Source organism: Corynebacterium sp. HMSC076D02, from assembly GCF_001813815.1.
Classification (GTDB): domain Bacteria; phylum Actinomycetota; class Actinomycetes; order Mycobacteriales; family Mycobacteriaceae; genus Corynebacterium; species Corynebacterium simulans.
Genome location: NZ_KV814044.1, coordinates 132925 through 142519, shown reverse-complemented (window position 1 = coordinate 142519; position 9595 = coordinate 132925). Strand labels below are relative to the sequence as shown.

10 protein-coding genes and 1 pseudogene are annotated in these 9595 nt (G+C 57.5%); 3 read left to right on the top strand and 8 right to left on the bottom strand.

What is annotated here, in order from left to right:
- Nucleotides 1-120: 120 nt before the first annotated feature.
- On the bottom strand, nucleotides 121-663 hold the full coding sequence (locus HMPREF2935_RS05255) for a CAP domain-containing protein (RefSeq protein WP_070732264.1): 543 nt from the start codon (nucleotides 661-663) through the stop codon (nucleotides 121-123).
- Nucleotides 664-843: 180 nt separating this feature from the next.
- The gene (locus HMPREF2935_RS05250) at nucleotides 844-2184 is read right to left on the bottom strand and encodes an NAD(P)/FAD-dependent oxidoreductase (protein WP_061922534.1); all 1341 of its coding nucleotides are present in this window, start codon (nucleotides 2182-2184) and stop codon (nucleotides 844-846) included.
- 198 nt (nucleotides 2185-2382) lie between these two features.
- Here HMPREF2935_RS05250 and HMPREF2935_RS05245 point away from each other — a divergent pair, with 198 nt between their 5' ends.
- Nucleotides 2383-3696, top strand: a complete 1314-nt coding sequence (locus HMPREF2935_RS05245) for a class I SAM-dependent methyltransferase (protein WP_062040757.1) — start codon at nucleotides 2383-2385, stop codon at nucleotides 3694-3696.
- Here the strand turns inward: HMPREF2935_RS05245 and HMPREF2935_RS05240 are convergent.
- Complete coding sequence (locus HMPREF2935_RS05240) at nucleotides 3693-4223, bottom strand: heterodisulfide reductase-related iron-sulfur binding cluster (RefSeq protein WP_062040759.1); 531 nt, start codon at nucleotides 4221-4223, stop codon at nucleotides 3693-3695. The genes HMPREF2935_RS05245 and HMPREF2935_RS05240 overlap by 4 nt on opposite strands.
- 54 nt (nucleotides 4224-4277) lie before the next feature.
- Here HMPREF2935_RS05240 and HMPREF2935_RS13535 point away from each other — a divergent pair.
- A pseudogene (locus HMPREF2935_RS13535) lies at nucleotides 4278-4502 on the top strand (hypothetical protein); the annotation flags it as partial.
- Nucleotides 4503-4838: 336 nt separating this feature from the next.
- Here the strand turns inward: HMPREF2935_RS13535 and HMPREF2935_RS05235 are convergent.
- The gene (locus HMPREF2935_RS05235) at nucleotides 4839-5537 is read right to left on the bottom strand and encodes a YceI family protein (RefSeq protein ID WP_070432935.1); all 699 of its coding nucleotides are present in this window, start codon (nucleotides 5535-5537) and stop codon (nucleotides 4839-4841) included.
- A 6-nt stretch (nucleotides 5538-5543) separates the two neighbouring features.
- Nucleotides 5544-5882, bottom strand: coding sequence for a hypothetical protein (locus HMPREF2935_RS12660; RefSeq protein ID WP_082785868.1), 339 nt, complete (start codon nucleotides 5880-5882; stop codon nucleotides 5544-5546).
- Between the two features lie 130 nt (nucleotides 5883-6012).
- Here HMPREF2935_RS12660 and HMPREF2935_RS05230 point away from each other — a divergent pair, with 130 nt between their 5' ends.
- Nucleotides 6013-6387 (top strand): RNA polymerase-binding protein RbpA, encoded by a 375-nt coding sequence (locus HMPREF2935_RS05230; RefSeq protein ID WP_061922522.1) that lies wholly within the window; start codon nucleotides 6013-6015, stop codon nucleotides 6385-6387.
- A gap of 141 nt (nucleotides 6388-6528) precedes the next feature.
- On the opposite strand, the gene HMPREF2935_RS05225 is transcribed toward HMPREF2935_RS05230, so the two are convergent.
- From HMPREF2935_RS05225 to HMPREF2935_RS05215, 3 genes are read right to left on the bottom strand one after another with little or no spacing between them, the layout of a single operon-like run.
- The gene (locus tag HMPREF2935_RS05225; RefSeq protein ID WP_070732262.1) at nucleotides 6529-7419 is read right to left on the bottom strand and encodes a polyprenol monophosphomannose synthase; all 891 of its coding nucleotides are present in this window, start codon (nucleotides 7417-7419) and stop codon (nucleotides 6529-6531) included.
- Between the two features lie 4 nt (nucleotides 7420-7423).
- On the bottom strand, nucleotides 7424-8971 hold the full coding sequence (gene lnt / locus HMPREF2935_RS05220) for an apolipoprotein N-acyltransferase (RefSeq protein WP_070732260.1): 1548 nt from the start codon (nucleotides 8969-8971) through the stop codon (nucleotides 7424-7426).
- Complete coding sequence (locus HMPREF2935_RS05215; protein WP_070732258.1) at nucleotides 8971-9579, bottom strand: FxsA family protein; 609 nt, start codon at nucleotides 9577-9579, stop codon at nucleotides 8971-8973. The genes lnt and HMPREF2935_RS05215 overlap by 1 nt, the downstream gene beginning before the upstream one ends.
- Nucleotides 9580-9595: the final 16 nt, after the last annotated feature.

Sequence of the window (9595 nt, the reverse complement as noted above, 5' to 3'; positions counted from 1 at the left end):
AGTGCGTTGGAGGCCCCGTCTATTATCACGCAATGTTGCGGAGTTCAGATGCATCGACAAAAGAAAAGTCCAGCTCCCACGGCGTTGTGGGAGCTGGACAATGCATCAACCTAATGCGGACTATGTCCTAGCGTTCGGTACAGCAACGTCAGAGATCTTTTGAACAATGACTTTCTGGCCCTTGAATTTGCCGCTCTTCATGATAGCTACACCATGGCCTGCGTGCTTGGCATCGTCAGCGCGCATGTTGGCGCGGTGGCCGCTGGAATTGTGCCAAATGTTCCAGACGGCTTCGGACACATCATTGGTCATGATGATCGCAATGTTTTCGCGTTCATTGAACTTAGGGTCGTGGTAGAACTGGCCGGTCTCAGCAAGATAGTTTGCCCACTCCTGAGCGCGCTGATCCATCGTGCTGGAGCGCTGTACCGCCTCCAAACCATACTTTGCGCGGTACTTGTTGAGCTCGTTGAAGACGCGGGTTTGATCTGCAGCCACGTTGAAGTTTCCGTTGCTAGGGCTCGTAACCGAGGGATTGCCCGGCTGCGGTGCATTGGAGCTAGAGCCCACTGAACCGCCGGTGAAAATACCGACGAGAGTCAGGATGAGAGTGAGAAGGCCGACCAGAATCTGCGGGACCATGTTGAGCAAGGAAGTAGGCATAGAGAACCGTCCTTGTAAGGAGAGAAGGGGTAGATACATCTCTCATACAACCACCCGTCACGCGTCTTCGGGCGTGGTTCCGCAGAAACGAGATCAAGGACACAAAATCCCCCGCACACCAGGTGGTTTGGTGGTTGTGCGGGGGATAGCTGCAACAGTTAGAACAGCGGCTATTTGGGCCTACTTGTTCTTGTTGATGAAGTTGCGAGCGATGCGCTGCTGCTCGGTGATTTCGAGGTTGCCGCGGTCGCGGGAGATCATGTTCTGGATCCAGTTCACCGCGACGGTGGTGCGGTTGCGGAAGCCAAGGACGTACATGATGTGCAGTCCCATCCAGGAAACCCAAGCCGGGAAGCCATCGAACTCGGTCTTGCCCATCTTCACAACCGCGTTGAAGCGGGAGATGACGGCCATGGAGCCCTTGTCGAAGTACTCGAATGCCTCGCGCTCGTTGGCGGTGGACTCCTCGTCGACCTTTGCCTTGATGAGCTTGGCCACGTGTGCGCCACCCTGGATCGCAACCTGTGCCACGCCAGGCAGGCGGTTCAGGGAGATCATGTCGCCGACCATGTAGACGTTGGAGTGCTGGCCCACGGTCAGATCATCATTAACGGAGACACGGCCAGCGCGGTCTGCTTCGACGCCTGCCTGGTCAGCAACCATCTTGCCCAGTGGGGAAGCGGCCACACCGGCGGACCAAATCTTGGTTGCGCCCTCAATGGTGACGACTTCGTCGTTCTTCATGTTCTTGTAAGTGACGGCGTCCTCGGTGACGTCAGTGACCATGGCATTCAGACGCACATCGACGCCAAGACGCTCCAGGGTGCGCTGCGCCTTGCGGCCCAGGCGCTTGCCGAATGGCGGAAGAACCTGCGGTGCGCCATCAAGCAGGTAGATCTTGGCGCTGGTGGTGCCGTAGTTGGAGTACTGGTCACGCAGAGTGCGGTTAGCCAGCTCGGCGATCTGGCCGGTCAACTCAACACCAGTTGGGCCGGCGCCGACGATGACGAAGGTCAGGAGACGCTCGCGCTCAGCTGGGTCGTCAACGAACTCGGCCTTTTCGAAGGCGGAGACGATTCGGGAACGCAGCTCCAGTGCGTCATCCAGGGTCTTCATACCCGGAGCGAACTCAGCGAAGTGATCGTTGCCGAAGTAGGACTGTCCAGCGCCAGCGGCGACGACGAGGGAATCGTAGGCGAAGGTACGCTGGAAGCCCTCGAGCTCAGCGGTAACGGTCTGGCCTTCCAGATTGATGTCGGTGACTTCGCCGTTGACGAAGTGAGCGTTGGCCTGGTTGCGCAGAAGCTGACGGGTGGAAGGAGCAATCTCGCCGGCGGAAATCATGCCGGTGGCTACCTGGTACAGCATCGGCTGGAAAAGGTGATGGTTCTTCTTATCAATCAGGGTGATCTCAACGTCAGCGTTCTTCAGCTGCTGAACTGCATTGAGGCCGCCGAAGCCGGCGCCGATGACGACTACATGGTGGCGTCCGCCTGCAGGGCGGTAAGGGGTTTCAGCCATAGTGGGGAGATACCTTCCTAAGAAAGCGAAAAATTTTGTACCGAATCAGTCTAAACCCTAGTCACCGTACATGCATACTTTATGTAGGTTAAACAGCTTCTTCTTCGGCATGGCGGCGCATCTAGGTGGGCTTTTCACACTAGGGTTAATTGGAAGCCTTTGTGCACGTAGACGTTTGCCAAGGAGATAACCGGACCAATGGGTGATTTTCCACATCTAGCCACCATCGATGCCAATCAGTGGCCGAGCGTAGCGACGCTTCCGGCGGTGAGCTTTGCACGTTTTAAAGCCCGGCGTGCGGAGGCGGAATTCGCCAAGGCCTGTGATCTCGCGGAGTTGGATCTGGATCCTGAATCTAAGGCTGAAGGAGGACCAGACCTTTCCGTGTTGCACGACGCCCTCTTCATTCGCATCGCAGCCACCGGCTGGCTTGGATTCGCGGAGTCTTATCTGGCGGGCGAGTGGACCACCGCTGACTCTGACAAGCTGGTCAAGGTATTGAGTGGACTACTGCGTGCGAATTATCGCCCGAAGGCGCGCGAGCTCGAGGTCGAGCATTCCACCCCGGGTGAGCTACCCGTGGAATTGGTGCGTCTTTATGCCGGTGATGGCTATACCCATTCGGGTGGCATCTTTGCCAGCGGCGTTCCGACGACGGTCCGGGAGGCGGTGCCGAGCTTTAGCCCACAGGCTGGCCGCAAGGAACCTAAGGAGCACTTCGTTGATGTCACTCACGTTAGTGAGCCGACTGCGGTGGACCGCACCGACCTGAAGGATGGCCAAAAGCGTGCTGCGCAATGGCTTCTCGACGCCACGCGCACCGGCGCCGGCACTCATCTGCTGGTTTATCCCGCAGCCGGAATGAATGTGGCTGTCGAAGCAGTCAACAGGCGGGCGACGGTGGACGTGCTGACTGCCGACGCCGAGCAAGTCGAGGACTTCAACGAAACCCTAGTGCTCGAGGGCGCGGCAGATTCGGTACAGATTCAGCAGATCGATGACACCGTGCCGCATCCGAAACAATGGCGTGGTCGCTACGACGCGATCGTCAGCGTGGAAAAGCTAGAGCTGCTTACGCCCGCAGAGCGTAAGCGCTTCGTGGGGATGCTGGATCGCTCTCTGATCCCAGAGGGTAGGGTCGCGCTCACCTCGACTTTCGCTACCGAGACGATGACCCCGGCTGCCCGTTCGGCGATACAGGTTCTGCGCGCCTATGTCTGGCCCGGACTGGATTACCCAACGCTCGAGGAAACGCACAAGCTCTTCGACCGCAACTCGAATCTGCGCATCATCGCGCAGACGCACGTGGGCGGTCACTACGTGGAATCGCTACGCGAGCAGCGCAGCTACTTCGATGGTCATCTACGCGAAGCCGCGGCGGCAGGTTTCGATCCTGTGTTCCGCCGCCTGTGGACTTTCCAGTTTGCGCTGCGCCAGGCTTTGCTGGAGCTTGGCCAGGTGGATGCCGTGCAACTCACGGCCACCCACCGCCACCGTGGTGGCCGCCGTTAAGGCGTGACCACTGGGCGCGAAGCCCGCTCGAGCAGTACCGCGATTGAGTCGTAGGCCTTGCCGGAGATCATCTCCAGGCCCATCTCACAGGTGCGGTTGTCGGAGACGAAGGCATCGAAGTCTTCCGCCTCCAAGCTGGCTCGCTCCTCGCGGGTGGCAGATTCCACCAGCTCCGGGTGCAGCATGACGCGGTCACCAGCGGAGCCGCAACACATGGCGCCCTCTGGCACCTTGGCTTCACCGCAGAGTCCGGCCAGGGCAACGAGGTCATCGCTGATACCCATGTGGTGGGTAGAACACGTCGGATGGACTGCAATCTTGCCCATAGAGTGCACGATCGGCAGGTGAGGGGCCACTTCATCGCGCAGCCATTCCACAACATCCATGATGCGCAGCTGATCCCACAGTTTTAGCTCGGCGTCGGCAAGCGCCTCTGGCACGTTGTCGAGCAAGCCATGAGTGCAGCTGGCGGCGTCGACAATGATCGGCAGCGCGCCTTCGTCGGACCACTGCCATAGATCGCGCACGATCTTGGTGGCTTGGTAGGCAAAACCCTCTTTATAGCCCTTGGATGACCACGGGGTCTGGCGTCAGCATTAGCGCTTCAGTTCTTTACGCCGGAGGCTGCGTTGCCTGGCGTCGTTGCTGCGGTGTGGGCGAACATTACTGGCGCCGTGTTCGCGGCGCTGGTTCGCCGCAAGCCTTTGCCGGGAGAAAGCGGACCCGGAGGTGATGCCGAGACTGTCGGTGAGTCTGACTCTAGTGCACGGAGGGAGGCAGACGAGGTTTCTGTGCCTGCCGGTTAGATGGGAGATTGGCCAGCCCTGTCCGAAATGACATAATGTACATTATCGGACATTTATCGATATAGATAAACAGGATCGCCCGCCATTTTCGCGTTTGTCCGGCATGCACTTGCACCACCGTTTAAAGTAACTGTGACTTTAAACGGTGGTGTTTCCGTTACTGCCGTTTGTATGCATCAAACAATTGGAACCCCGTCAGACATCCCAATAAGACTGCAGCGCCGAGCAACAACCACATCTGTTGGATGCCGACGAATATGGCAAAGCCAATCAGCACGACGAGCCTGAACCAGATGATCGGAATCAGATGCTTGGAGTTTATCACTATCTGATTTTCTACTTCTCGAGCGTTACGCGGATATTAACTTCGCCTTCTTCGGCGATCTTTGCGGCGATTAGTTCTGGTGTCTCAATTCCATAATCCAGTCGGTTCACTGGAATGTTGCCGCCCAGGACAATCGTCTTGTCGTCACGGACAACGTCAAAGTCTTCACTAACCTTCTTCGTCTTGTCCTTAATAGTAAGCTCGCCTGTCAGCGTCACCTTGGCCACCGAGCCGTCCTCAGGAACGTTCGACAAGTCAGCGGGCTCCGTCAGCTTGAAGCTGGCCTCCGGGTACTCGCGCGTGATGAAGAGCTTGTCCTTCATATTCTGGTCGCGGACTTTCTTATCCGTGGTCAGGCTGGTCATATCGACAACGATTGTGCCTTCTTCAACCTTTTGGTCCTTGATTACTGCCTGACCTTCAACTTCCTTGGTGGAACCCGAGGTGCGGGTTTTCTCAGCAGGTAGGATTTCGTCGATGCTGAAGCCAACTGAGGTGAAATTATGCGGCGTACCAGCAATAACGTGCCAATTGCCGTCTAGTTCAGTGCTTGCTGGCTTGGTATGTGCGGCGTCGACAGGCTTGGTCTCTACACCACGGCCCATGTAGATCGAGTAAAACAGCGGGCCAAGCGCCACCAAGGTTGCAATGAGGATCAGCACCACGAAAATGGAGATGACCAGCTTGCGGTTACGTAGAAGTTTCTGCATTTGTCCTTACCTCAATTCCTCGAGCCGGCGTGCCAGAGTGACAAGCTCCGTGCACAGCTGTTGAAGCTCTTTAGCGTCCGCGCCTTCCTGTGCGGCAATCCCGATGTCCTCTGCGGAGCAACGCAGCTCAAACAGGCCGTCGCGAAGCGCGTCAGCGCGTTCGGGCGTCATGATGACAGCGTCTTTCGGAATCGAGGTTCCAGAGACGTTGTTGCGCTGCTCGTATGCTCGTTGTTTGCAAGATGGGCTGCAGAATTTACGAGGGCGTCCGCGCCCTCCTTGCGGGATCTCCTTGCCGCACCATTGGCATGTGGCTTGGGCGCGGTCGCGGGTAGCTTGACGGATCACCTGATACACCTTAGTCCATTTATCCCGGGGTGGGAACAAACCCGCGGAGCACTTCGTTATACTGTTAGTTTCTTGGGTGATGTATGTCTACCCTTCCAAGCACACTTTATGAAAAGGATGATGTTGCATGGCAGATCGCGTACTCCGTGGTAGCCGCATGGGCGCCGTCAGCTACGAGACGGACCGTGACCACGATCTCGCACCGCGCCAGATGGTCAAGTACCGTACCGAAGACGGTGACATCTACGAAGTTCCTTTCGCAGATGATGCGGAAATTCCTGAGGAGTGGATGTGCAAGAACGGTAAGCTTGGCACCCTGATTGAGGGCGAAGGCGTTGAGTCCAAGCCAGCTAAGCCGCCACGCACACACTGGGATATGCTGCGTGAGCGCCGCTCCATTGAGGAGCTGGATGAGCTTCTCAGCGAGCGCATTGAGAACCTGCGCTCCCGCCGTCGTTCTGCCGCTCGCCTGCTCAAGGAACAGCAGGAGAACCAGGGCTAGTGCGGCCTTCCGCAGCGGAGAACGCAGCTAAATAAAATTAAGAAAGCGGCCTGTCAGCTCTCCTAGATGTTAAATCTAAGTGTTAAAGGAGAAGCTCACAGGCCGCTTTTGCGGGCTTAGCCCGACGAAGTACTTGGTGTACTACTTGGAGTTGCCGAACTGGTGCTTGAGCAGAGCCTTGACCTCGTCTGCGAAGTCACCGGTCCAGGCAAAGCCTTCCTTGACCTTGGCGCCCAAGCCCGGGATGTTGCTGTGGCGGTAGGTGTAGGATGCGATGTTTCCTACCTCACCGGCGAAATCCTTTACCTGCTCAGAGCGATGCGCGATGCCCCACTTGGTTACCTCCATCAGTGAATCCTTGACGAAGGAGCCGTCCAACTTAGACTCGCCGTACTCGCGCTCGGTGAAGGTGATTGGCACCTCGCGTACATCCCAGCCATCCTTGACGGCGCGGAAAGCAAGATCTACCTGGAAGATGTAGCCAGCCTTAGACAAGTCTTCGAAGTCGATGGACTCGAGCAGCTCGCGGCTGAATGCGCGGTAGCCTGCAGTCATATCGGACAGGCCTGCGCCCAGAGCCACTGAGATGTAGATATTGCCCAGGCGAGACAGGTACTCGCGGGAAGCCGGCCAGTTGACGGTCTCGCCGCCTGGGATGTAGCGGGAGCCGATTACCAGATCAGCGCCCTTGTCGATCTCAGCGAGCAACAGGTGCAGTTGCTCCGGTGCGTGAGAGCCGTCAGCGTCCATCTCACAGAGAACCTGGTAGTCGCGCTCTAGGCCCCACTTAAAGCCGGCGATATAGGCACCCAGCAGGCCACCTTTGCCCTCACGGTGTAAGACGTGCAGCTTTTCGTCTTCAGCTGCGAGCTTATCTGCTGCTTCACCGGTGCCGTCGGGAGAATTATCGTCAACGATGAGGATGTTGACCTCTGGCGTTGCCTTGCGGACGCGTCCGGTGATTAGCGGAAGGTTTTCGATCTCGTTATAAGTCGGGATGATAACCAAGGTGGAAGCGTGGGTGTTGCTCACGTTTTTAAAGCTCCTCTTTGTTTGCTGCCGCTAAGACGGCAGAGTTTCTGTGTGGCGCGCCTAAACAAGGTTTCTTCCGCAATGAGCGAAGAGCCCACAACGCGCTGACTGTACCAATGATAACCATCAGCCATTGCAGGAGCGAACCAAACCTTACAGCGATCGTCGTACCCTCGCGCAGCGGAAGCGTCTCAATCAGATACTTGGGCTCAAAAATTTCGCTCTGCTGGCTCACCGTGCCATCTGGGGCGACGATGGCGGAGACGCCGGAGGTCGCCGCCACCACAACCGCGCGGTCGGTCTCCATGGCGCGCAGACGGCTCATGGCCAACTGCTGATAGGTCATGTCGGAGTATCCGAAGGTGGCGTTATTCGTCGGCGTCGTAAGAATCTGCGCCCCATTGCGAATCGAACTGCGGAAGGCTTGGTCGAAAGAAACCTCGTAACAGGTAGCCACCCCAACCAATACATTGTTCATGTGGACCACGCCGGGGCCATCGCCGGCCTTGAAATCACCGGCCAAATCCACCAAGTCGGTGATCTTGCGGAAGAAAGAACGCATCGGCATGGTCTCGCCGAAAGGCTGCAGATACTTTTTGTAGTGGTGCTCTCCTACTTCCCCATCCGCCTTAAAGACCTGCATGGTATTACGCGAGCCCACTGCGTCCTCAGTCAGCGTGCCCACAAGAATGGGGGCCTTGATGGCGTGCACCGCGGCGTCGATAAGCGCGCTAGCTTGGGCGTCCTCAAATGGGTTTACGTCGGAAGAATTCTCCGGCCAAACAACCATGTCCACCGGCTTGCCTGCCGCGGCGGCCTCTTTGGTTACCCGCACGTGGTTTTCCAACACCGCACGGCGCTGAGCGGCAAAGTCCAGCCCCATGCGCGGAACGTTGCCCTGGATCGCTGCAACGTTGACCTCACCTACTGTTTTGCTTGGGCGATTAACAAGACTGCCTGCAGCGAACCCAACGATAAGCGGAAGGATGACAGCAGCGGCAGCCCCCGCACGCAACTTACCGCGAGATCGAATCATCCCTACGAGGCCGGACGCCATTAGCACCGTGGTGAAGGTGATAAGCGCAGGCCCGCCTAGCGGTGCGAGGTTCGCAAGCGGCCCGTCGATCTGCCCCCAAGCCAGACGCACCCAGGAAAAACCGCCGAAGGGAACGCTCGAACGCAGCATCTCAACGGCGACGTAGAAGAACGCAAAGAAGATAAACCCCGTTTTATGTCGCGCTAATGCAGTGCCGCCCATGCCCAGCAGCAGGCTGTATAGTGCTAACCAAAATGCCAAGGCGACGTAGGGAAAACTGCCCACCAATTCGCCAATCCATGGCAGCGTGAGCAGGTAGAGCACGAATCCATGTGCAAACGCGGTACTCGCGCCGGCGCGCAAAGTAGGGGCATTACTCCCCCACGGCGTGAGCACGCCATAGAGCAACGCAATGCCCAGGATTCCCATTGGCCACCAGCCGAGTGGCTGGACGGCTAGAAAAGTAAGACCGCCCGACAGGCAGGCTAGCGTCAGGCGGATTAAAAGGTGCTTCATTACTTCGCGGAATCCCCCGCAGAACCGGATCCACCGCCTGTGAAATCATCCGGATTGAGATTCTCGCTCCACTTGCGGATTTCTTCCTCATCAAGGACCTCTGCCGAGCTCTCCTGGAAAGGATTCCGCGCGTTAGAGCCGTTGTTTGTCATGAAACCATCGAATCCACCGAAGCTGCCATAAGAATCGTGGCGCTGTGCCATGGGGCTAGCTTCGAAGATGCGGGTACCCATGTGCTCAATCTTGCGCACCATCGACGCTGCGAGGATAGTGCGCGCCAGGGAACGTGTAGGCGCGAAGATCAGCAACGCGCCCACAATGGTGGACACAAAGCCTGGCATCGATAAGAGCATGCCGCCTGCCAGCGTGAGTCCCACGTTGCCTGCGGTCTTTCCTGCCTGCTTGCCGTCCATGTAATAGATGCCATCTTCGCCGCGGACCACCTGACGACGCATGATGCGGCGAACTTCCCATGCGGCAATGGTCATGCCGAAGAACATGGTGATAAAAAGCGCCAGCACCGCGCCCAAGATGCCTAGCCATTTAGTCACGGCCCAAAAGGCGACGGACTCGAGCAAAACATAGGCGATAAACAGAACAAAAGGCATGGCTTCTACCCTACCT

Excerpts from the sequence above, each read along its gene's own strand:
- HMPREF2935_RS05255 (WP_070732264.1), bottom strand. The coding sequence starts at position 663 with ATGCCTACTTCCTTGCTCAACATGGTCCCGCAGATTCTGGTCGGCCTT.
- HMPREF2935_RS05250 (WP_061922534.1), bottom strand. The coding sequence starts at position 2,184 with ATGGCTGAAACCCCTTACCGCCCTGCAGGCGGACGCCACCATGTAGTC.
- HMPREF2935_RS05245 (WP_062040757.1), top strand. The coding sequence starts at position 2,383 with ATGGGTGATTTTCCACATCTAGCCACCATCGATGCCAATCAGTGGCCG.
- HMPREF2935_RS05235 (WP_070432935.1), bottom strand. The coding sequence starts at position 5,537 with ATGCAGAAACTTCTACGTAACCGCAAGCTGGTCATCTCCATTTTCGTG.
- HMPREF2935_RS05230 (WP_061922522.1), top strand. The coding sequence starts at position 6,013 with ATGGCAGATCGCGTACTCCGTGGTAGCCGCATGGGCGCCGTCAGCTAC.
- lnt (WP_070732260.1), bottom strand. The coding sequence starts at position 8,971 with ATGAAGCACCTTTTAATCCGCCTGACGCTAGCCTGCCTGTCGGGCGGT.
- HMPREF2935_RS05215 (WP_070732258.1), bottom strand. The coding sequence starts at position 9,579 with ATGCCTTTTGTTCTGTTTATCGCCTATGTTTTGCTCGAGTCCGTCGCC.